Source organism: Bacteroidales bacterium (assembly GCA_026418905.1).
Classification (GTDB): domain Bacteria; phylum Bacteroidota; class Bacteroidia; order Bacteroidales; family DTU049; genus JAOAAK01.
Window position 1 is genome coordinate 17458 of record JAOAAK010000005.1, and the last position, 22156, is coordinate 39613.

Sequence of the window (22156 nt, forward strand, 5' to 3'; positions counted from 1 at the left end):
CGGTCATATTATTTCTTTTTTAAAATTTTTAAAACTTGTTCTGCTGAATTTTTTGTGTCGACTTTATCAATGACTTCTTCAATATAGCCATTTTCATCGATAATAAAAGTCATCCGGATAATACCTTCGTATTCTTTACCTGCCATTTTCTTCTTTCCATATGCTCCATAAGCTTTGATTATTTTCATCTCCGGATCGGATACCAATGGAAATGGGAGATGGTATTTTACTCTAAACGATGCATGCGATTTTTCAGAATCTCGACTGATTCCTATAACATACAAACCATTCTTAAGCAATTCCTCATACCCATCTCGAAAACTACATGCTTCAGCCGTGCAACCCGGTGTATTGTCTTTTGGGTAAAAATATACAACTACTTTTTTACCTTTCAGATCACTTAAATTCTTTTCCTTACCAGTTTCATCAATGAAAGTAAAATCTGGTGCCTTACTGCCCTTTTCCAGTATCATTTTTTTACAAAAATAAGAAAGTTAATAGTAAAAAAAAAAGCCTTCTGTGACCAGAAGGCTTTTAGAAGATGTCACGTTACATCAACGAGAAAATTTCTCGTAGTTCCGAACAACTTGCTCCCAATTGATCACATTGAAGAAATTCTCTACGTATTCGGCCCTCCTGTTTTGGTATTTTAGATAATATGCATGTTCCCACACATCCAAACCAAGAATAGGATAGCCTCGATCAGAAACAACAGACATCAAAGGATTGTCCTGATTAGGGGTTGTAGTTATTTTTAATTTTTTATCCTTGTCGACGATAAGCCACGCCCAACCACTTCCAAAAACACTCAGAGCAGCTTCCTTAAACTCTTTCTTAAAATTATCCATCGAGCCCCATTGCTTAAGAAAAATCTTTGCAAATTCACCATCAGGTAAAGGACGACCACCTGATATCATACAATTCCAGAAAAATTCATGATTCCAAAATCCTCCACCGTTATTCCTGACTTTCACATCATATTTATTGATATTACTGAAAACCTCTTCCATACTCATTTTTTCCAACTCAGGGAAAGTTTTAAAAGTTGATATAAAGTTATTATAGTAACTACGGTGGTGTTTATCATAATGCAACTGCATCGTTTGTGCATCAATGTATGGTTCTAACGCATCATAGGCATAGGGCAATGGCTTAAACTCATGCTGAGAACTCCCAAGCAAATATAAAATGACAAAGAAAATTGTTGTGATTTTCATGATCCTATGATTTTCTCATACCTTTCCTGAACTGCCTCCCAATTGATAACATTCCAGAAAGCTTTGACATAATCAGCCCTTCTGTTTTGGTATTTAAGATAATAAGCATGTTCCCAAACATCAAGTCCTAAAATGGGATAACCTTTTACTTCGGCAATGCTCATCAAAGGATTATCCTGATTTGGCGTAGAAATGACTTTTAATTGATTATCCTCTGTCAAAATAAGCCATGCCCAACCGCTACCAAATCTGTTAAGTGCTGCTTTGGTGAATTCTTCCTGAAATTGGGTAAAACTCCCAAATGTCTTTTCAATATGCTTAAATAAATCCCCCGAAGGTTTCTCATTTTCGTTTAATTTGAGCCACTTCCAGAAAAGATAATGGTTGATGTGACCTCCTCCATTGTTCCGAACACCAACGGGAAATTCTTCAATCTTTAAAAAAATTTCTGTCAAAGGAATTTCTTTGCGAGCATCATTTTCAAGGATCTGATTCACATTACTGACGTAAGTTCCATGATGCTTTGTATGATGAATTTCCATAGTCATGGCATCGATAAACGGCTCAAGTGCCAAGTATGAATAACCAAGTTCAGGTAACTGATATGGGTATTTTAGTGCCGTTTCCTCTAAAATGAATAACTTTTTCATAACTTTTATTTTTATTTGTTCTTAATTCAAAGTTACAAGAAAAACAAAAATTGATACTAAAAAATGACAAACATCAGAAGACTAAGTATTTACTTACTTTTTCTCCTCCTCCACAAAAGCTTCGATGATGTCACCTACTTTTATATCATTAAAATTCTGAATAGCGATTCCACATTCTTGCCCGCTAAAAACTTCTTTTGCGTCATCTTTGAATCGTTTCAACGAAGAAATGTTACCAGTATGAATAACTATACCATTTCTCAGAAGGTGAACTTTATTGCTTCTAGAAATTTTTCCGTCCAATACCATACATCCAGCCACTATGCCAACTTGTGAAATCTTGAAAGTTTCACGTACTTCTGCTGTTCCAATGGTTTTCTCAACAATGGTTGGTTCAAGCATACCTTCAATAGCGTCTTTTACTTGTTCTATTGCGTCGTAAATAATGTTGTATGTGCGAATTTCTATTTGCTCGGACTCAGCAAGTTTTCTGGCAGCAACCGAAGGACGTACATTAAAGCCCAAAATGATAGCATTACTTGCTGATGCAAGTAGGACATCAGATTCAGTTATACCTCCCACTGCCTTGTGTATCACATTAACTTGAACCTTATCTGTACTTAGCTTAAGAAGTGCATCCGAGAGTGCTTCTACCGATCCATCAACATCGCCTTTTATAATGAAATTGAGTTCTTTGAAATCACCAATGGCAATTCGACGACCGATTTCGTCGAGTGTAATATGTTTTTTCGTACGAAGGGACTGTTCTCTGAGAATCTGCTGACGTTTAGCAGCGATTTCTTTGGCTTTATGTTCGTCAGGATAAACAACCAGTTTATCTCCAGCAGCTGGAGCTCCGGATAACCCCAAAATAAGTGCAGGAGTACTTGGGTAAGCTTCTTGAATCGGTTGATTACGTTCATTAAACATAGCTTTAATCTTTCCAAAGTATGGTCCTGCTACAACCACATCACCCACTCTTAATGTACCTTTATGGACAAGCACCGTAGCAGTATAACCACGGCCCTTATCTAATGAAGATTCAATAATAGTCCCCACAGCTGGCCGGTTAGGATTTGCTTTCAAATCCAACATATCGGCTTCAAGCAAAACCTTTTCAAGAAGCTTGTCAACGTTGATGCCATGCTTAGCACTGATTTCTTGGCATTGATATTTTCCACCCCAATCTTCTACCAAAATATTCATCTGTGCAAGTTGCTCTCTAATTTTATCAGGATTAGCAGTTGGTTTATCAATCTTATTAATAGCAAATACCATAGGGACATTAGCTGCCCTAGCATGATTAATTGCTTCTACCGTCTGTGGCATGACTTGATCGTCGGCAGCAATCACTATAATAGCCACATCTGTGACCTTTGCTCCTCGAGCTCGCATTGCTGTAAAAGCTTCGTGTCCTGGAGTGTCAAGAAACGTAATTTTTCTTCCATTTTCTAAAGTAACTTCATAAGCTCCAATATGCTGAGTTATTCCACCAGCTTCACCAGCTATCACATTTGTTTTTCGAATATAATCAAGCAAAGATGTTTTTCCATGATCCACATGCCCCATCACTGTCACAACAGGTGGCCTAGGGACAAGAGTAGAGGGATCGTCTTCTACTTCCTCTTCTTCTATTTCTTCTTTGATCGAAATAAATTCTGCTTCATAGCCAAATTCATCGGCAAGAATGGTTATCAATTCAGCATCGAGTCTCTGATTTAGTGAAACGATTACGCCCAGATTCATACATGCCTGAATGAGTTTCACGGCCGGCACGTTCATCAAAGTTGCAAGTTCACTAACAGTTATGAATTCGCTAACTTTTAACTTTTTGCTTTCTTTTTCTATCTCTTCAAGTAGTTCTTGTTGTTGTTGTTTGATTTCTTCACGCTTTAATCTCTTATACTTAGATGTTTTTGATTTGGTCTTTTCTTGAAGTTTTGCCAATGTTTCTTTGATGTGCTTTTCAATTTCTTCATCAGAAATCCCAGGTCGTTCTTCAACCCATTTTTCTTTTTTCCTGAAATCTTTTTCAAATCGTTGCTGTTTGCGGAGGTCTTTCTCCTTATCTTTATCTTTATTTTTGTCTTTGGTAAAAACTTGCTTTTTCTCTTTTAATTCAGTCTTGGCTGAATCAGCGGGAGTTGAAGTTGGTGATGTTTTAGCTACGGGACGTCTATGAAACTCATGAATACGTTTTCTCTTACGATCTCGCTTTTTAAAATTACCTTCAACCGTCTCACTCTTCTGAGGTGGAGGAGGCTCTTTTTTAAGTTTAGTAGATTCAAGATCGATCTTTCCAAGCACGTTTGGCCCTTTAAGTTTCTCAACAGTAATTTTAACATAGCGATCATCTTCTATAACCTTCTCGTCAATAGCTTCATCTTTTTCTGGACTAGGAGTTTCTTCTTTTACATCTGATAAAATGTCACTTTGGGAAATGGTAGTTTCACTTTTTTGTTCTTCATCAATTTTTTTGTCTTGCTCAACAAGCAAAGTTTTCTCTTCTGCAACCGTTTCCATTATAGTGAGCTTATCATTCAAAACTGTTTCAGTAATAGTTTCCTGACTCGGTATTTGATCTTTATTATTATTTTCTGTTTCTTCTGATTGAGATACGATTTCTTCAACAATTTTGGTTTCTTTTTTTTCAGTAATTGATTCAGAAGGTTTGATTTTTTCTTTTTTTGTTTTTTTTCTCTTTTCAGGATGTAGCTTTTCTTCATCAAGTACACCTAAAATTTTAGGTCCTGTAACTATAGGTATTTCTGTCGGGATAATTTCCTTTCTAATTTCCGCCATTTCAGGTGTCAAGATCTCTTTCTGAAGTTGTGGTTCTTGTGTGGGCAATGGTTCCTCTGAAATATCTTTTTCAACTTTTGCTGCATGTTCTGCTTTAATTTTTTCCTGAGCTTGATAGAATTCTGTAGGAAATGCTTTTTGCAAAATTTGCAAGGCTTCTTCGGTGACTCTATCGTTTGGATTTTTTACAGAAATTCCCTTATCTTCAAGCACTTTTTGAAGTTTTTGGAAAGCTAGTCCCATTTTGGATGCCAGTTGGCCAAGCCGAATTTTCATTCCTACAATTTCTTCCATCATGCTTAATTTCGTGAATAAAATTACAAAGATTCTATCAATCCATTATTCAAATTCACTTTTCAATATTCGAATAATTTCATCAATGGTTTCTTCTTCAAGATCCGTTTTCTCTATGAGTTCGTCGCGGGGTATAGCCAACACGCTTTTGGCTGTTTCACACCCTATTCCCTTCAAAACATCAATAATCCATTCATCAATTTCGTCTGCAAATTCATCAAGAAACACATCGTCTTCATATTCGGTAGCATCAACATCACGAAATATTTCAATTTCGTAACCCACAAGTTTTGAAGCAAGTTTGATGTTAATTCCACCTTTCCCTATAGCCAGCGATATTTGATCAGGTTTTAGGTATACTTCAATTTTTTTCTTGTCCTCCAGAATAATTACATCAGATATTTTAGCTGGAGCAAGAGCACGAGTAACCAAAACAGACAAATTCGAACTATAATTTATTAAATCGATGTTTTCATTTCTAAGTTCTCTAACTATTGGATGTATTCGGGAACCCTTCATCCCAACACATGCACCAACAGGATCGATGCGTTCACTAAAAGATTCCACAGCAACTTTAGCTTTTTCTCCAGGTTGACGCACCACTTTTCGAATTATAATTAAACCATCATAAATCTCAGGAATTTCCTGCTCGAGCAATTTTTCTAGGAATTTCGGTGAAGTCCTAGACAAAATAATAAATGGCGTGTTTCCCTTAAATTCTATTTTCTCTACCACAGCCCTGATGGTATCACCTTTTTTATAATTATCCTTGGGAATAAGTTCAGTTACAGGTAAAATAAGCTCAAAATCTTCGTCATCACTGATAAGTAATTCCTTCTTAGAAATTTGCTTCACTTCGCCAGTAACTATTTCTCCAACTTTATCTTTATATTTCTGGTAAATATTATTTTTTTCAATTTCTGAAATTTTTGCGCGAAGGATTTGAAGAATATATTGTATTTCCCTACGGTTGAAATTTGAAATAGGGTACAATTCCATTACTTGCTCACCTAGATCAAAATCCGGTTCGATTTTAATTGCTTCACTATAAGCTATTTGAGTATTAGGATCTTCCACCTCATCATCCTTTACAATAGTCCGAACACGCCAGATTTCTACGTCGTTGGTAGCAGGATTGATGGTAATCTCGAAATTGTTTGCTCCGTCGTATTTCTTAGCAAGAACATATAAAAAAGTATCCGTTAGTATTCGCAATAACTCTTCTTTATCAACAGCTTTGGAATCTTTAAATTCACCAAAAGCTTCAATTAATGAAATCTGTTCCATATCATTATTATTTTTTCCCAATAGAAAGTTTTACTTGTACTTTTTTGCATGCATCATATGCTATATCTTTCTTCTCAGAAACTTTAACTTTTAATCCTCTCGTAATTTCTATCGTAAAATATTCATCCTTCACATTTACCAATTGTCCATGATAGATAGTACCATCTTGCATCGTGACTTTCACCAACTGGCCTATATTTTTAATAAACTGTCTTCTCAACTTGAGTGGTGATTCTACTCCCCATGAGCTTACTTGCAAAGAAAAATTTTCTTCCGATAATAAATGGTTTCTAATATAGTTAGAAAGGGAAACACAATCTTCTATAGCAACACCTTTGTCACCATCAAGATAAACGTAGACATCATTTTCCGAAGAAACATCAATTTCAACAAGAAATAAGTCCGTTCTTTGAATTAAAAATTTTTCAACAATTTCTTTTATTTGTTCTTTTTTCAACATAACTTGTTTACTTTATAATGAAAAAGGGGACAAAGATTGTCCCCTTTTTTGGTGGGGTTGACCGACCAGGATTCGAACCTGGACTGACAGAACCAAAATCTGTAGTGCTACCGTTACACCATCGGTCAGAACTGATGCAAAATTACAAAAAATTCAAAAAAACAAAATAATTATTTTCCACGACCCTGCAAAATGATTAAAAAAGTATATATAATAATTTTAATATCCATGGTCAATGACATGTTTTCAAGATACAAAATATCGTATTTTAATCTTTCAATCATTTGATCAACGTTTTCGGCATAACCATACTTAACTTGACCCCAACTTGTAATTCCTGGTTTTATTCGTAGTAACAATCTATAGTATGGTGCACGTTGCAAGATTTGATCTATGTAATATTTTCTCTCTGGCCGGGGTCCTACTAGCGACATATTACCGATCAATACATTAAAAAACTGAGGTAATTCATCAATACGATATTTTCTCAAAATTCTTCCCAGCGGGGTGATTCGAGGATCATTTTTACTAGAAAGAGCTGGTCCATTCTTTTCTGCATCAACATACATCGAACGAAATTTATGCATGATAAAAGGTTTTCCGTAACGACCGATTCTTTCTTGACTATATATGATAGGTCCTTTAGAGGTTAATTTAATCAATATTGCTGTAATAACGAAAATTGGTGATAATAAGACAATAGCTAATATAGACACAACAATATCCATAGCACGTTTTACGATTCTCTGCCATGCTGGCATAAGTTCTGCAGGGACATGAATAAACGGAGCATAAAAAATACCATCAGTTTTAACTGTTCCAATCAAAATATCCCGATAATCAGGCATGATAAGAATTTCCACAGGGTAAGATTCAAGCACAATTAAGATTTTGGAAAGCAAAGCATGTTCCGATGGTTCAACAGCAATAATGACCTCGTCAATCTCATTCTTTTGCATTATTAAATCGAGATCGTCAATCGTCCCTAGTCTGGGTAAATATTCCCTCAGAAAATCATCATTCTCATGAAGTGAAACATACCCGATAAAGAAATTGCCAGATTTCAACGGCTGATGGACTATCTCTTGATAAGCATGTAATGCATTTCCATTGTTTCCTACCAACAAAGTTTTGAAACCCCATTTTCCAGTTCGAATTTTTTTTATAGTCTGACTTGTAATGAAAAGCCTTCCCGCGTAAGTGAGAGTGAAATGAACAATAAAAAGAAAAAGAAAAGATTTGTAATATGCTGTGAAATTAGGCACAATATCATCGAGGATAATCATAAAAAACAAAATGAGTGATCCAATGGTAGTCTGAATCAAAGTTTTTTCCATCTCTTTCAGACGGGATCTTTTAAAGATTTTTTCATAAAAACCAGTAAAAAAATAAAGAAATATCCATCCGCTAGGTACCAATGTTATTCCAAGGTAGAATTTTGCATCAGCTGTTACATTTTTCCATATTTCCTCAATGGGTATTCCTCCAAGATATTTACGAAAAGAAAAAAGAAGCGACCATGCTAAAGCTGCAGATAAAATATCCGACGTAATGTATTTTAATTTTTGGAAAAATGGATTCATTTTCATGGAGTGCTATGCATGAGCTTTATGTTATCCAGCCATAAAACAGCTTGTGCTTTATCCGACGGACATTGTAATTTAATAAATAACACAAATGAAGTTGCTGTCCCTTCCCTACCAATTAGAGGGGTAAAATTTACATAGATTTTTTTCCATTTTTCTGTCGGATTTATCACAAGAAATGGATGTTCAATTATTCTGTCTTGTTTGTTGATGTACATTCCAACCACAAATTTATCCGTTGTCTTATAATGCATTTCTAGGAATGTATAACCCAAGGAAGGTAAAGCATAAGGTTGGTGTGAAATGACGATAGCTTCAGGTCTAATCTTGTCCACCACCATTTTACCTGAAAAATTACCTTCGAAAACATCAGTATTTTGCTTTATGATGAGTGTATCACTACCCTGAGAAGGTATAAGCTTCAATCCCTCCTGTTCAAAATCTTCTATAAAATCAAAAACCACGTCTGTGACATAACTCACTCGTGGTTTGAAATATACGATGGAATCTGGATTTAGGAGAACAGTTGTGTCATAACTTGTCATAAAAGGATACACAGCACGAGTTGCACCGATTCCATTTAGTTTAATTCCAGGAAAAACTGTAATTTTCTGAACTCCTTCTTTTAAAACCGGTATTTTAGTTGGCATTTCAAACACACCAATCTTTTCTCCACCTACATATACCCAAGCATCAGATATATTTTGTTGCGCTGTGCCTGCTGTATCGCTGCAAAAAAAATAAATAGAATCGATGTAAAAATATACTGGGTGCTTTTCTGGAGGATTGATTAAATCGCATCCTGCTAATACCATTCCCACCCAAAAAGCTAAATTTACACTTCCACGTTGAATCATATTAAACAAACGGAAAAAGAATAACTTTATTTCACCCGAAATGTTCATGATTTTTCTGAATTACCTCCATAATTTGATGGGCTACTTTCAATGCTTTGTAGCCATCCCAGATGGTTACAGGTGGTTCTTCATCGTAAGCAATAGAGCGGTAAAAAAACGTAAGTTCTGTTTGTATAGCGTTAATTTCTTTTACTTCTGGATATTCCATTAGAATTTTTATCTTTTCTTCATCGTTTTTAGGAAATTCAAGCATCATGGCTCTTTCTTTGTCGTAGTTAATTTCTTCTTCAGAGTTTAACAACCTCACAACTTCGCATTTTTTTTCGAGAAAATCCACACTGATATATGCTTCTGGTTGGAAAAAACGAATCTTTCTCATTTGCTTCAAAGAAATACGGCTAGCTGTTAGGTTTGCAACAGCTCCGTTGTCGAATTCAATACGCGCATTGGCAATGTCAGGGGTATTGCTAACTATAGCAACACCCGCAGCAGAAACCTTTCTTACCTGAGCTCGAATTACATGCAAAACTATGTCTAAATCGTGGATCATTAAATCAAGTACTACGGGAACATCTGTTCCACGTGGATTAAATTTTGATAAACGGTGAGCTTCAATAAACAAAGGATTTTTCAAATATGGTTTCGCAGCAAAAAAACCTGGATTAAATCTTTCCACATGCCCAACCTGAATTTTTACTTGAGCTTCTTTTGCCAATTCTATCAATTCTTCAGCTTCTTGTAAAGTTGTAACCACAGGCTTTTCTATAAACACATGCTTAAATTTACGTATAGATCGAGCAGCATTCTCAAAATGGGTAATGGTGGGTGTTACGATATCTACTACATCAACCGCATCTATTAATTCGTCTGCTGATGAAAAAGATTTGATGGAAAATTCTTTTTCTACTTGTTTACTTATTTCTTGATCAATGTCGTAAAATCCGACCAATTCATAAATATCAGATAAACCTTGTAAGCATCTGATATGTATTTTCCCCAAATGACCAGCTCCTAGTACGCCTATTTTCAACATTTTTTAACAAAAATAAACGATTTCTTTTGTTTTGATAAATAGAGAAAATTTCATAATTTCGCAAAAAAGGAAAATATGAAAGCAAACAAATTGTATGAAGGAAAAATTCTTGCTATTTTATCAGGTGGTGGCGATACTCCTGCTGTTAACTCATCCATCGAGCAAATTCGTAACAAAGCACAAATATTAGGTTTCACGGTTTACGGAATCCGTTATGGTTGGAAAGGACTTCTTGGTGAAGGAAACATCGTTGACCTGACCCGACAACGATATGATGGATGGTACGGTGGTTCTTTCCTTAAATCCAGTCGAACCAATCCATTTCCATCGAAAAAAAACCCAGAAAACCGTGTTCCCCAGATTCTCGAAAACATCAAACGATACAAAATAGATTATCTCGTTACCATTGGTGGCGACGACACCAATGGGGCTGCTAAAAAGCTTTTTGAAACTGAAGGCATTCCTGTGATTGGTTTTCCTAAAACCATCGACAACGACTTACGTACCCGAACATTTCATCGTTTTAACAACAAAGAAATAGAGGCGGTTCTTTGTCCTGGTTTCCCTACAGCTGCTGAAACCGTCATACAACTTACTCATCAAATTCGTACGACTGCTCAATCCCACCAACGTATTATGGTTGTCGAAGTTATGGGTCGCGATGCTGGATGGCTTGTAAGCACCGCTGCTTACGGGTTAGCTGATCTCATCCTTATTCCCGAACATCCTATTAACAAAGAAATGAAAGAAAAATTTTTCGAAAAGATCAAAGAAAAATATACCAACAACCCACATAAAGCTTTGGTCATAGCCGTTAGCGAAGGGACACGTTGGTACAATGAGAAAACCGGTGAAACAGAAGTAGTTTATGCATCAACTGAAACAGATGAATATGGTCATGCTAGACTTGGAGGAGTAAGTGGCATCATTGCAAGCGAAATCACTGCAAAATTAGGAATAGATGCACGTGCTCAGAACATCGGTTATTTTGCCCGATCAGGCAAATGCAACAATTATGATAGACGTCTAACATCCGCTCTTGCCGACAAAGTAATGGATCTTCTTCTCCGCGAAGAATACGGAAAAATGCCCGTGTTAAATCAAATTGTCCCAGAGGAAGATCTGGAAGAATATAATGTGACTACCATTGACATGGGAAATATTGGCAATCAACCCTTACCTCTGGACTACTATAATGCCGAGGAATTTCAAGTTTCGGAAGCATATTTGGATTTTTTGAAAAACATCATCGGACGTGAGATGTGCAAGGATATTCATATTTCATTTCCTGTGGTAAAACCTTAAACAATGAAAAAATTTCTTTTTGTTCTACTCAGTCTTCCTTTTCTGAATGGAAAGGGCCAGATGGAAGTTTCCCTGGATTCTCTTATGAAGCATGTTTATTTTCTGAGTTCCAAAGAATGCAATGGTCGTCTTCCCGGTACTGATGGCTACGACCGCGCTATTGAGTATTGTCAGAACAAGTTGATTTCTTATGGTCTGAAGCCAACATACAAAGAGTTTTGGCCTCAAATTTTCTACATTGAATTCAATTCCATCGATTCTGCTCATGTGGAACTTTATTTGAAAAAAAAACGTAAAATACCACTCAATCCAGGGAGTGATTTTTCTGTTCGTGGGTATTCCAGTCCTGGCACTATAAAAGGTCAACTCGTTTTTTGTGGATATGGCTTAGATTTACCTGAATACTCTGATTACCAAAATGTGGATGTAAGAGAGAAGATCGTTATGGTATTTAAAAGTCATCCCCCTTTTCTATCCAGGCCTTCAAATTATTCTGTTCGCGAAATAGCAGAAAAAGCTTACCAAAAAGGAGCTATTGGTGTTATTTTTTTACCGTCTCAACATTCATTTAACCCATCTGATCAACCTATAGGAAGTGTTGCCGACGGTATGGGAACCATGCCACCAAAACTTCCTCAGATTCAAATACATAGAAATGTAGCCAAGCTTATTCTAAATAAAGATCCTTTCGAAATTCAAAAAGAAATAGATCATCTCAAAAAGCCTAAGTCATTTTACGTGAGATCGAAATGCTACATACACATTAAAACCACCTACGACCCACGCGGAATATCGAAGAATCTCGTTGGCATTGTTCCAGGCAACGATCCGCTTCTCAAAGATGAATATATTTTAATCACTGCACATCTTGATCATGTTGGCTTTCTTGGGAAGAATGTCTATTACCCAGGTGCCAACGACAATGCCTCTGGTAGTGCTGCTGTACTGGAAATTGCTCGACTCATACTTGCTGAAAAAAACAGATTAAAACGTTCCGTAGCGTTTATTCTTTTTGCGAGCGAAGAAAAAAATCTTGATGGTTCACGTTATTTTGTTGAACATATGCCTTTTCCTCCTGAAAAAATTCGCTTAGTTTTAAACATGGATTGCATCGGACATGGTGATAGCATCAAAGTTGGCAATGGAGAATCATGGCCTGAACTTTGGCAGCAAGCCTACCGTATCGCTCAAGAAAACCACTTTCCCATGACCACAACTACTTGGAAAGGTGGTGGTGCCGATCTCACTCCCTTCCATGAAAAAGGCATTCCAGGATTGTATTTTGTAACCACCAATTCTTATACTCACCTTCACCTGCCCACCGATAAACCCGAAACATTTAATCTTTCCCTTTACCAAAAAATGGTAAAATTGGTTTACTTGCTCACCAAAGAATGGGTTTTTTAGTTTTTGTTTTTTAAAGGATAACGTAAATTTTTGTACTCTACAAGTTCAAATTTTACATAACCAATAAGGATCGAACTCGTTGCATAAAGCAACACTCTGTTTTTATCATTTGAAAAATATAATGTCATGGGATAAGATTCTCCAAAAACGCTACCTACTATCACACTCGGCTTAAAAGCAAGAGCTTCAAATCTACCTAAAGAAGTTTTAATGTTTTTGATTCCATGAAATACAACCTTCGTCGTATAAGAACTATCTTCAAAAACAAAAGGTATTGTGATAATATCACCTGGTTTGAGAGTGGAAAAATCAAAATTTCGGAAATAATATGCAGCTGAAATCATATCGTGAGCATACATGGGAATTTTATAAGTCACTGTTTTGCCTTTCAAATTATCTTTAAATTGAGCTATCCCTTTGCCATGATTAAAATAGATATCCTGATCTGCTTTAAATTTTCCCTCATGAGCCTTTCTTAAAAACATCCATGGAAACAAACCTTCTACATCAATGTATGTGTCGAACCTATCGTTTACGTAAATAGCCCACTCATGTTTCTTAAAAGTAGAACCATATATGGTTATATGATAACATTTCCTGCCTCCTATTTCTTCCAATTTGGGTAAAACCTCGGCTATTCCAAAGCCAGCTTTTATTTTACCTGTTATATAGGAATCAAAATAAGCAATATAGTAAAGTTTTTCACCAGGTGAAAAAGCAAAATTTTCTACTTTCCTGTATTGAGCATAAATAGCAATTGTCATGAAAAACCACAAAAAATAATAACTCCATTTCATATGTTAAGATTTTGATTTATTACGTGGAATAAAAAAATCAGCAATCAATGCCCCTAAAATACCTCCAAACGCCACAGACTTAAAGGGTGTGGAAGTAATTGAACAACTCGATGTACATCCCCAATTGATATAATAAACATATCCTAAGACCCCTCCCACCAGAAATCCTACTAACCAAATCAACAATTTCTTACTTAAATTCATAATAATTAATTTACATTAAGTACGGATTTAAATTTTGCAACAATTGAGACTTGTTATGCAAACCCACCCATTTTTTAATGGCTATGCCATTTTTGAACAAAATAAGGGTGGGCAAATATTCTATGGCATAAGACTCGGATAAAGAAGGTGATTTGTCTACATCAACGCGAAATATATGCAACTTATGCTTAAGCGAATCTTTTACTTCTATCAACACCTTCTCCTGAATTTTACAAGGGAAACACCATGTAGCATAAAAATCCACTAAGACGAGCTTGTCTTGTATTGACGTAAAAAAATTTTTTTCATCAATTTGTGGAATTTGAGCGAACAGGACCGAAATATTAATAGAAAAAAAAACAATAGCTGCTTTCAACATTCTTTTTTAAATCACTAGCAATTTTAATACCATATTATTTTTCATAAGCTCCTTTTCTTATTATCTGTGAGTTTTTCATCATCCAGTTACCGCGAGCGAAGACATGGATAAGGTTGAAATCCTTATCAAGGATCAGTAAATCTGCATCATTACCCTCTTGAATAATCCCTTTACGTGGGAGCTTTAAAATTTGAGCAGGATTAAAGGTAAGTGGCAACAACGCTTTTTCTAAATCAACCCCTTCTTTTACTGCGTCTTTCAATTCTCGTAAATTGGCTTCAGGTTTTCCGACCTCAAGCCTAACCAAATTGCCTTGTTCATCAAACCCTGGTAATGATCCACCAGCATCTGAAGTGAAAGTAACACGTTCTAAGGGTAAATTTTCCTTAACTATACGACTCAAACAAGTTGATGGTTTGACTTCGTACTCAGGAAAATAAGGATAAGAACTGGTAGTAATATCAATATATCCGCCTGCTTTCAAATACTCAATGGCACTTTCAAATGTATAATCATTGCGATTACAATGAGTAGGCAAGAATTGTGTTAGTTTTAGCATGTTATGGCTGCGTTCGATGACTTGAAAAAGCGGGCGAAAAGGATCTTCCTGATCACCTAAATGAATATTGATAAGTCCGGCTTTTCCGCCCAACATTCCCCCCACTCGAGCATGTTCAGTCAGTCTTAACAACTCGTCTATGGTGGGCCAAGATGATCTATGGTCCGAAATAGCTATTTCCCCCACTCCAATTATTTCGTCAATCAGCGCTATGTCTTTACCAACATCACCCGTAAAAGTAGGGGTCGGCACTTGATAAGCTCCTACCCACATCCATGCTGAAATCCCTTCAAGTCGAAGAGCCTTAACTTTCATCAATACAGAAGCAAGATCGCGTGTAAGTCCATCTGTTCCCAAGCAACCTACTATCGTCGTTACCCCACCCTGAATAAAATCAGAAAGCATCATCTCTGGCGTACGAGTTGTGGGACCACCTTCTCCACCAGCTCCTGCCACATGGACATGTGCATCAATAAATCCTGGCACTACCGTTTGATTTTGAATATCAATAACCTCAACATCAACCCCCACCGGTAAGCCAAGGTCATCCCCTACAGCAACAATGATTTCTCCGGCTATTAATATATCCTTTTTCCCCAAATATCGAGGAGCATATACTTCACAATTTCTCAATAATTTTAACACCATACGTCAACTTTTTCTACAAAAATAAAAAACATTCGCAAACTCACATGCTACATTTCGTGAAAAAAAGATTCATAGCTAAGTTTTATACTAAAAACTTCTACTCAAAAAATCTTACATTTTTATTAACTTAAAAATTTGTGGCATTTTTGATAGCTTCACAAAGTAAATGCTTTTATCTAAATTTTTCAGATTAATGGTCATAAAAGAAACTTCCTCATCAGTTTTAAAAACACAATTTCCTTCCATTCCATAAATCTCAATTTTTTGCGGCACATGAAGTTTAATATTTAAATAATCATGCGCAGGATTCGGATAAATGAAAACGCGATCAAAGTAATCACTCAAACTAGTAACATCATAAAAGTGACAGGAAGAAGTATCGCTGCACCCTTGACTTGAAACGATCACTGCATAAAAACCACTCTGAACTGGTTCATAAGACTGATTGGTTGCATTACTAATAGGAGTCAGAAGCCCCCCATCACATTTGCACCATTGATAAAACGCATTGGGCATGTTAGCCCACAAAGACTGCCCATTTATGCTGACATTAGTATCTATCTCAACAACCGTCAGATTCACATAAATGACACTGTCACAACCGACTATATTGGGAATTACATCTGTATAATATCCGCTTGCATACCATGTAAATTGGCCACTTGGAGAAACAAAACTATCACATACCACGGGGGCTATTGTTGCTGAAGTAGAGTTTTTTATGGTTAGGTGTATGGTGATGATGCTGTCACAACCCAAGTTGTTGGTTAAAGTATCGTAATACGTTCCGGATGTTTGCCATGTGTAACTGCCACTTGGCGATGTATAAGTATCACAGGCAATATCGTAAATTTCTGAATATGTTTTTCCTTTTATTTCAATATTATGAGATATAGTACTATCCAGATAATTTAAAGTATCCTGAATATATAGCGATACGTGGTATGTTCCTGGTTGAGTGAAAGTGTAGATTGGATTTTTACTAGTTGAAAAGAGTAGTCCGTTTAGATACCACCTGTAGATGTCGCCATCCGTACTCTGATTATTGAAATGAACTATAGTGGAATCGCAGGAAAAATCTGTATGATAAGTAAAACGAGCTACAGGTAGGGATAATTTGGTAAAGTTACTTGAAATAGGAACACTCCATTGCCCTAAAGAATCAAGAAATTGAATATACAAAACATGTTGGCCCTTTTCAATTGTTGTCAGATCAAGATTATTTATAAATATAAAAGAACCGTAAACCGGGGAAGAAAAAGGTACAAAATGCATGCTCTGATCATCATCAAACCAATATCTATATGCCAATAGACTATTATGTATTTCTTGAAACTCTGAATTTTTTACAAAAACAGACGTTAATACTGGACTCCATCTTCCAACATTATCCTTAAAACGAAGATGTAAGGTATGTAAACCGTTAGCAAGTGATCCAAGTGGTAAAGATAAATTAAGAAAAAAATTGGAAGTAGGAGAAATATTCTCAGTAATATTATGATTATACTGATCATCAAACCAATATTGATAAGCTTGTATATTTTGAGCAAGATTAAATAAAGGCGGTATTTTATAAAACATGCATGAAATGACACTACTCCATAAACCTTCGGTAGATTGGGCACGAAAATTAAAAAAATGAATACCAGGATTTAGATGAGCTACAGAAAAATTTTCATTAATGTAAAGCATAGCCGTAGGTGTCACCTCAACATGAGTTCGACCTGAAAAGTTTTCATCGTACCAATATTCGTACGATTTTATCTCTTGCCCAGATAAGCTTAATAACCCCAAAAACAGTACCGCTGAAAATAACTTATTCATTTTGCGCACCAACTTTAATTTGTATGTTTAACATTCCATTGCTATCGGTCTGCGAAGCAATATTTTTTTGAATAATATGAGGGATTTTTGGAACAGAGCCTTCCTTCCAAGGAGCAGATCCACCATAAATCCCCACCTGAGTACCGTCATTTCCAAGCAAAACCGCAGGATTTTGCAGATGATAATTATACGAATAATCAAAAGTATTATTCGGGCAGTTAATAAAAATAGATGACTGAGGATAATCATGATAATTACCTGAGCTAAAATTAGAGGTATAATCAGGTGTAGTAATAAATAAATTATTCAATATTTGATTGTTCTCACACTCTAAAAAACCTACCCCAACAGTTTCTGAAAAAAAGATGTTATTCCGTATTATGGAATAATCGGTATTGTAAATTGGTACCCCACCATACCACGACCAATAGGGACTCCGTAAAAATATATTATTTGAAATTAGTGCATAATATCCATGATGAAAGCGATTTTGAAATATATTATTCCTAAAAACAAGGTGAGTTGTATTACTAAAATCTGCATTACTAAGTATAACATTTTGCTCTATAAGATTATACAAAGATGGATTTGATCTGTTTCCTGTAAAACTAATATTATTAAAAGCACATCTTCTTATGGTCACATAATCGACTTTATGACCAGGTGATGAATAGGAGATATTTCCATTGATATATAAACCTTCAAGATAGAGCGAATCAGCATCTGATTCTAGGATCACATTTCCCTGAACAATGGATTGCCCTGTTGCTATAGTAGAATCGGGATGATGACCAGCTCCAAAAATAACCAGCTTTTTATTGATATTGACAAACCAGAAGAAACCTCCTGATAAATACAGGGTATCCCCATTTTGTGCTGACTGGTATGCGAGGGAGAAAGCATTGTTTCCTTTAAATACTTGCGAACTACCCTGGTGGTGCAAAACAACAATGCCCTGTGGCAAAAGAAAAATTCCCTTAAACAATAAAAGTAAGAATAATGCTTTTTTCATTTTTATAACTTTTATTTTTCAAATATAATAGGTATTTTTAATTAAAATAATATATTTTTTTTTAAAAATTAATTATGAAAAAAATAATATGTGAATTTAAATAAATAAGTGACGTACAAAAATATTTTTTAGATGAAGAAAAGAAACATTAAATTCGCTAAATGTATTTGATAACGGTCAGCACGAAGCGATACGTTGAATAAGCAAGAGAAACCTTTATGGTGACAATGCAAGATGTAGTCACAATAATATATGACAAGCAGGTGTTTTTTCAAGTTCTTAGTATTCTGTTTCGTATTATATCTATGATTTTTACATAATTTTTTCAAAACAGACTTTTAAAAAGATGAGGTCTGTCATTATCTAAATATAAAATATCAAATCTATCAGTACAGTATAATGAATACAACAAAAAAAGGGTCTTTGACTTGACATGTAAAAGCAGTTATACATTAATTTATGGGCAAGAGAAAGACTATCAACAGGAATTAAGCAATTCGTTGATAAATAGAATATTTTACGAATACTAATAGGTATCGCAATTACATGAGATTTTGTATATCGATATGTAATAGCAAAGGGTATATTACTTTTGCATCATATTTAAGCTTCCTATTATGAATACAAGCATTTTACTGATTTTCGCGAAATTTTTTGCAAATACTTGCAAGTTCGGTTTAATTTATAAAATGATATACTAATGAAAATTACCCTATTTGCAGTTAAATTGGCTAATTTCTTCCTTTTACCAGTAATGGATAAATTTAATAAATGGTCAATCATGAATAAGTTATTCAAAACACATATTAAGATTGCATTTCACAAGTTAATTTAGTAATAATAAATACAATGAATTTCCCAAAACTGAAGACTTATAAACGTGTCAAAGAAAACAAAAGATACATTATAAAAGACCTCGTGATTATATCTCTTTTTAGCATTTTCCTGAGTACGATTTTATTTTTCATAAATGCTCTAATAGCTTTGGTTTTCTTCTTTTACATTTTCATATTATCCATTGTTATATACTTTTCATTTTACTATCCACTTCACCCAAGAAAATGCCCTAATTGCAAAAGAAAAATGTCACAATTTAATGACAACATTAATCCCATTACATATTATTGTGAATTTTGTAAGGTAAAAATTGAGACAAATTTTACTACAAATAACCTCACAGACACAACAAATAGCATTTAGAGCCATTAGCCAGGTTAAATTAACTGGAATGTTAAAATGAACTGAAACACAAGTCTTTTAACATTTGTTTTAAGATGTATAGAATTTTTCAACTTTGTTAGCAAAATTATCCTTAGATATCAGGAAGAAACATCTAGGCTCCGGGAGTCAACCATAATTTTTCTGCAGTTAGAACTGAAACCAATTGTTTCATCAATTTGTTTGAACCGTCGGAGACCTAAAGGCCTCTAAATCTTATTTTCTCTTTGTAACGGCTTAAGTGTAAAATGGAACAAAGCTTGCCCAACTATGGAATGATTGTTTGCTTGTGGTGCTGCAACTAATTCTCTAGTTAAATTTTCTTCCTCTCTTCGAAAACTTGTTTTGAATTTAACTCCAAAAATCCTATAGTTGCTTGTTTTTTAAAATTATTTTCTGCTCTTGTCGATTTTGGCTTCCAATCATACTGATGCGGAAGCATCGAATTTTAACTACCAACGATTAGCTACATACTGCAGTGGAGATTTCGAAGTTTTAAAACACTGCTCGTGATTTAAAACGAGATGTTTCCATAGTTCTAAACGTTCATTTTAAACTGGTGCTCAATCCTTAGCCACATAAGTAGAAACAAGTTGGACGTGTTTTGAATTTTATCCTCTTTTTGAATTTGCCAGCAAAGAGATTCATCTCCAAGTAAAACACATCACACCAAACATATATTCACGTTTAATCAGAATTAATAGTGTTATGAATTAATTTAATGAATAATTAAGGCAGATATGATAATGCTCTCTCTGCAGCTTCTCTTACCGGATAATACAAAATTTCACGTCCCCAGTAATCCGTTTTATACCCAATGAAATTACCAAATTCATCATAAAGAGGAATTTTATCAGTAAAAGTATCGAAAAGATACAGATCTCTAAGTTTATCCTTAGCTTCTTTGATTACTAAAATACCACAAAGATTACAGGCTATAATTCGGACGTATGGGTTTGCATGAGAAAGTAAACCTACAATATCGGAATTAAACTTTGAAATTTTATATTCCGCTATAACATCGACAAACGGTGCTGATATTGAACTTGCATGGGGTTTTATGGCTTTTAATTGAGTTATTCCTTGCTTGAGTATATTCATTATAGTTGCATCTTCTGCGGAAGAAATTTTACCCTTTTCTATACTCCATTTGACAAAATTATAAGTCATTTCAATAGATTTATTTTTGTAGTATTCAATGAAAATATTAAATAATTTGTTTTCTTGGTCTTTTGTCACGTTTACTTTTTTCTCTTCAAGATCTCCTGGACTGGATAAAAAAACCGGGAAACTTTCTGGTGCTTTATTATATACCGCATTGAAAAATGGCTGAGCTTCATTCGGACCTAGTGCATATTTAAAATAAAATTCTCTTGTAACTTTATTTCCACTTGCGATTTGTCCTTCAAGAAACTTTTGGTATGGTTCAGCATGGAAAGGTGCTATCCCTTCATATAAACCTTCGATGAAGGTTTTTCGTTTGACGGATTTATCGATTGATGCATCTGCATCATAAAGTGAACAAAATTTATTTTGAAAAGCAGGTTCCTCATAATAATAATACATAAATACCATAGGATTTTCTTTTCCAAATATTGCTCCCATTTGCTTGCCGAGGATGTAAGAAACGCTTTTCCCACAAAGCCATTTTGCAAAAGCTTCGGCTCCTTTTTCGTTTGATGGCCAAGTCTTGACAATGGCACTAAACTCTTCAATTAACTTTGCACTTTGAGCTTCATTTATTTTATTTGCTATATTCTCATTACTGATAATTTCCGAAGCCTCGGAAAGATATTTATCTTGTTTTATAGGGGTTTCACTTGAGCTAATATTTTCATACATTTTTAATATCTCATATCCAGTTTTCGACACTTCAACCTTTTTATATTTCACAGGATCCCGATAGGTTCCAATCACAATCTTCTCATCTAGGATTTTAAAAATAAATAAATTACCCCTGCTCCTTTGTTCTTCAACACAATCAATATCATAATAATCTCTCTGTATAGGAGATATAGGTTTATTATATGATTTTGCTGTTTTAGTGATAAGTTCCATGCAAATTTCCGTAATGATTTTTCCTGATTGATTGGTGTTTTTTACTGTATAAGCAGGTTTAATTTTCACGGTATAATATCCCTCATGTTCTGTTGTCAAATTATCTTTGTTAATAGTACAATAATATGCTGCTAAAAGCTTGTTAAACTCAAGACCTGCTTCTTTAATCTTATTTGGGTCGTCATTTGGATCTAAGTTAAAGATAAGCTCTTTAACCTTTAGTGGATCAATTACTTGTTGAGCCATAACATTCTTTTCTAAAAAGAATGTTATTAATGTGATTCCAAACAAAACTAAATTTCTCATACTTTTTCCCTCCATTGTTATTATTAAATGGTATTGCAAAATTAATATTTTTTTATAAATTTTCAACTCCTAAATAATTTTTTTATATTAACCTAAAATCAAACAAATAAAAATGTTTATTCGTAAATTTTATTAAATAAAAAATATTTAATTTTTCACTAATGGCTAAATATCACAAATATAAAATTTAATAAATTTTTTCTTTTATCCAAAGCTTAATACAGTATTTTCCCAATATTTGTAATCGGAGGAT

At 34.7% G+C, this 22156-nt stretch carries 18 protein-coding genes and 1 tRNA gene; 2 read left to right on the forward strand and 17 right to left on the reverse strand.

Going from position 1 to position 22156, the window contains the following annotated elements:
• Nucleotides 1-8 precede the first annotated feature (8 nt).
• The 10 genes from bcp to N2Z72_01580 all read right to left on the reverse strand — a co-directional run bounded on the left by bcp (nt 9) and on the right by N2Z72_01580 (nt 10186).
• Nucleotides 9-473, reverse strand: coding sequence for a thioredoxin-dependent thiol peroxidase (gene bcp, locus N2Z72_01535; GenBank protein ID MCX7696359.1), 465 nt, complete (start codon nt 471-473; stop codon nt 9-11).
• An 81-nt stretch (nt 474-554) separates the two neighbouring features.
• Nucleotides 555-1217 carry a superoxide dismutase gene (locus N2Z72_01540; GenBank protein MCX7696360.1) on the reverse strand — a complete coding sequence of 221 codons (663 nt, stop codon included), beginning with the start codon at nt 1215-1217 and terminating at the stop codon, nt 555-557.
• Complete coding sequence (locus N2Z72_01545; GenBank protein MCX7696361.1) at nt 1214-1867, reverse strand: superoxide dismutase; 654 nt, start codon at nt 1865-1867, stop codon at nt 1214-1216. The genes N2Z72_01540 and N2Z72_01545 overlap by 4 nt, the downstream gene beginning before the upstream one ends.
• A gap of 93 nt (nt 1868-1960) precedes the next feature.
• A complete protein-coding gene (infB, locus tag N2Z72_01550) occupies nt 1961-4966 on the reverse strand; it encodes a translation initiation factor IF-2 (GenBank protein MCX7696362.1) in 3006 nt (1001 codons plus the stop codon).
• A 42-nt stretch (nt 4967-5008) separates the two neighbouring features.
• A complete protein-coding gene (gene nusA, locus N2Z72_01555; GenBank protein MCX7696363.1) occupies nt 5009-6250 on the reverse strand; it encodes a transcription termination factor NusA in 1242 nt (413 codons plus the stop codon).
• 7 nt (nt 6251-6257) lie between these two features.
• Nucleotides 6258-6710 carry a ribosome assembly cofactor RimP gene (locus N2Z72_01560; protein ID MCX7696364.1) on the reverse strand — a complete coding sequence of 151 codons (453 nt, stop codon included), beginning with the start codon at nt 6708-6710 and terminating at the stop codon, nt 6258-6260.
• Between the two features lie 57 nt (nt 6711-6767).
• Nucleotides 6768-6838, reverse strand: a tRNA-Gln gene (locus tag N2Z72_01565).
• A gap of 42 nt (nt 6839-6880) precedes the next feature.
• Entirely contained in the window at nt 6881-8293 is a 1413-nt protein-coding gene (locus N2Z72_01570; protein ID MCX7696365.1) for a sugar transferase, read from the reverse strand.
• Nucleotides 8294-8295: 2 nt separating this feature from the next.
• Nucleotides 8296-9201 (reverse strand): hypothetical protein, encoded by a 906-nt coding sequence (locus N2Z72_01575; protein ID MCX7696366.1) that lies wholly within the window; start codon nt 9199-9201, stop codon nt 8296-8298.
• A complete protein-coding gene (locus tag N2Z72_01580; protein MCX7696367.1) occupies nt 9185-10186 on the reverse strand; it encodes a Gfo/Idh/MocA family oxidoreductase in 1002 nt (333 codons plus the stop codon). The genes N2Z72_01575 and N2Z72_01580 overlap by 17 nt, the downstream gene beginning before the upstream one ends.
• Nucleotides 10187-10261: 75 nt before the next feature.
• Here N2Z72_01580 and N2Z72_01585 point away from each other — a divergent pair, with 75 nt between their 5' ends.
• Together N2Z72_01585 and N2Z72_01590 are read left to right on the forward strand one after the other, a co-directional pair.
• Nucleotides 10262-11491, forward strand: a complete 1230-nt coding sequence (locus N2Z72_01585) for a 6-phosphofructokinase (GenBank protein ID MCX7696368.1) — start codon at nt 10262-10264, stop codon at nt 11489-11491.
• A 3-nt stretch (nt 11492-11494) separates the two neighbouring features.
• The gene (locus N2Z72_01590) at nt 11495-12898 is read left to right on the forward strand and encodes a M20/M25/M40 family metallo-hydrolase (protein MCX7696369.1); all 1404 of its coding nucleotides are present in this window, start codon (nt 11495-11497) and stop codon (nt 12896-12898) included.
• Here N2Z72_01590 and N2Z72_01595 read toward each other — a convergent pair.
• From N2Z72_01595 to N2Z72_01625, 7 genes are all read right to left on the reverse strand, one after another.
• Complete coding sequence (locus N2Z72_01595; GenBank protein MCX7696370.1) at nt 12895-13695, reverse strand: DUF3108 domain-containing protein; 801 nt, start codon at nt 13693-13695, stop codon at nt 12895-12897. The genes N2Z72_01590 and N2Z72_01595 overlap by 4 nt on opposite strands.
• A 3-nt stretch (nt 13696-13698) precedes the next feature.
• The gene (locus N2Z72_01600) at nt 13699-13899 is read right to left on the reverse strand and encodes a hypothetical protein (protein MCX7696371.1); all 201 of its coding nucleotides are present in this window, start codon (nt 13897-13899) and stop codon (nt 13699-13701) included.
• Nucleotides 13900-13909: 10 nt separating this feature from the next.
• Nucleotides 13910-14278, reverse strand: coding sequence for a thioredoxin domain-containing protein (locus tag N2Z72_01605; protein ID MCX7696372.1), 369 nt, complete (start codon nt 14276-14278; stop codon nt 13910-13912).
• A 34-nt stretch (nt 14279-14312) separates the two neighbouring features.
• Nucleotides 14313-15485 (reverse strand): beta-aspartyl-peptidase, encoded by a 1173-nt coding sequence (gene iadA, locus N2Z72_01610; protein MCX7696373.1) that lies wholly within the window; start codon nt 15483-15485, stop codon nt 14313-14315.
• A gap of 111 nt (nt 15486-15596) precedes the next feature.
• Complete coding sequence (locus N2Z72_01615) at nt 15597-17309, reverse strand: T9SS type A sorting domain-containing protein (GenBank protein MCX7696374.1); 1713 nt, start codon at nt 17307-17309, stop codon at nt 15597-15599.
• The gene (locus N2Z72_01620) at nt 17302-18321 is read right to left on the reverse strand and encodes a hypothetical protein (protein MCX7696375.1); all 1020 of its coding nucleotides are present in this window, start codon (nt 18319-18321) and stop codon (nt 17302-17304) included. Before N2Z72_01620 ends, N2Z72_01615 begins: the two co-directional genes overlap by 8 nt.
• 1947 nt (nt 18322-20268) lie before the next feature.
• Nucleotides 20269-21903, reverse strand: coding sequence for a hypothetical protein (locus N2Z72_01625; GenBank protein ID MCX7696376.1), 1635 nt, complete (start codon nt 21901-21903; stop codon nt 20269-20271).
• Nucleotides 21904-22156 lie beyond the last annotated feature (253 nt).

Excerpts from the sequence above, each read along its gene's own strand:
- N2Z72_01625 (MCX7696376.1), bottom strand. The coding sequence starts at position 21,903 with ATGAGAAATTTAGTTTTGTTTGGAATCACATTAATAACATTCTTTTTA.
- N2Z72_01575 (MCX7696366.1), bottom strand. The coding sequence starts at position 9,201 with ATGAACATTTCGGGTGAAATAAAGTTATTCTTTTTCCGTTTGTTTAAT.
- N2Z72_01615 (MCX7696374.1), bottom strand. The coding sequence starts at position 17,309 with ATGAATAAGTTATTTTCAGCGGTACTGTTTTTGGGGTTATTAAGCTTA.
- N2Z72_01545 (MCX7696361.1), bottom strand. The coding sequence starts at position 1,867 with ATGAAAAAGTTATTCATTTTAGAGGAAACGGCACTAAAATACCCATAT.
- N2Z72_01560 (MCX7696364.1), bottom strand. The coding sequence starts at position 6,710 with ATGTTGAAAAAAGAACAAATAAAAGAAATTGTTGAAAAATTTTTAATT.
- nusA (MCX7696363.1), bottom strand. The coding sequence starts at position 6,250 with ATGGAACAGATTTCATTAATTGAAGCTTTTGGTGAATTTAAAGATTCC.
- N2Z72_01580 (MCX7696367.1), bottom strand. The coding sequence starts at position 10,186 with ATGTTGAAAATAGGCGTACTAGGAGCTGGTCATTTGGGGAAAATACAT.
- N2Z72_01620 (MCX7696375.1), bottom strand. The coding sequence starts at position 18,321 with ATGAAAAAAGCATTATTCTTACTTTTATTGTTTAAGGGAATTTTTCTT.
- N2Z72_01605 (MCX7696372.1), bottom strand. The coding sequence starts at position 14,278 with ATGTTGAAAGCAGCTATTGTTTTTTTTTCTATTAATATTTCGGTCCTG.
- N2Z72_01600 (MCX7696371.1), bottom strand. The coding sequence starts at position 13,899 with ATGAATTTAAGTAAGAAATTGTTGATTTGGTTAGTAGGATTTCTGGTG.
- infB (MCX7696362.1), bottom strand. The coding sequence starts at position 4,966 with ATGATGGAAGAAATTGTAGGAATGAAAATTCGGCTTGGCCAACTGGCA.
- bcp (MCX7696359.1), bottom strand. The coding sequence starts at position 473 with ATGATACTGGAAAAGGGCAGTAAGGCACCAGATTTTACTTTCATTGAT.
- N2Z72_01540 (MCX7696360.1), bottom strand. The coding sequence starts at position 1,217 with ATGAAAATCACAACAATTTTCTTTGTCATTTTATATTTGCTTGGGAGT.
- N2Z72_01590 (MCX7696369.1), top strand. The coding sequence starts at position 11,495 with ATGAAAAAATTTCTTTTTGTTCTACTCAGTCTTCCTTTTCTGAATGGA.
- iadA (MCX7696373.1), bottom strand. The coding sequence starts at position 15,485 with ATGGTGTTAAAATTATTGAGAAATTGTGAAGTATATGCTCCTCGATAT.
- N2Z72_01570 (MCX7696365.1), bottom strand. The coding sequence starts at position 8,293 with ATGAATCCATTTTTCCAAAAATTAAAATACATTACGTCGGATATTTTA.
- N2Z72_01595 (MCX7696370.1), bottom strand. The coding sequence starts at position 13,695 with ATGAAATGGAGTTATTATTTTTTGTGGTTTTTCATGACAATTGCTATT.
- N2Z72_01585 (MCX7696368.1), top strand. The coding sequence starts at position 10,262 with ATGAAAGCAAACAAATTGTATGAAGGAAAAATTCTTGCTATTTTATCA.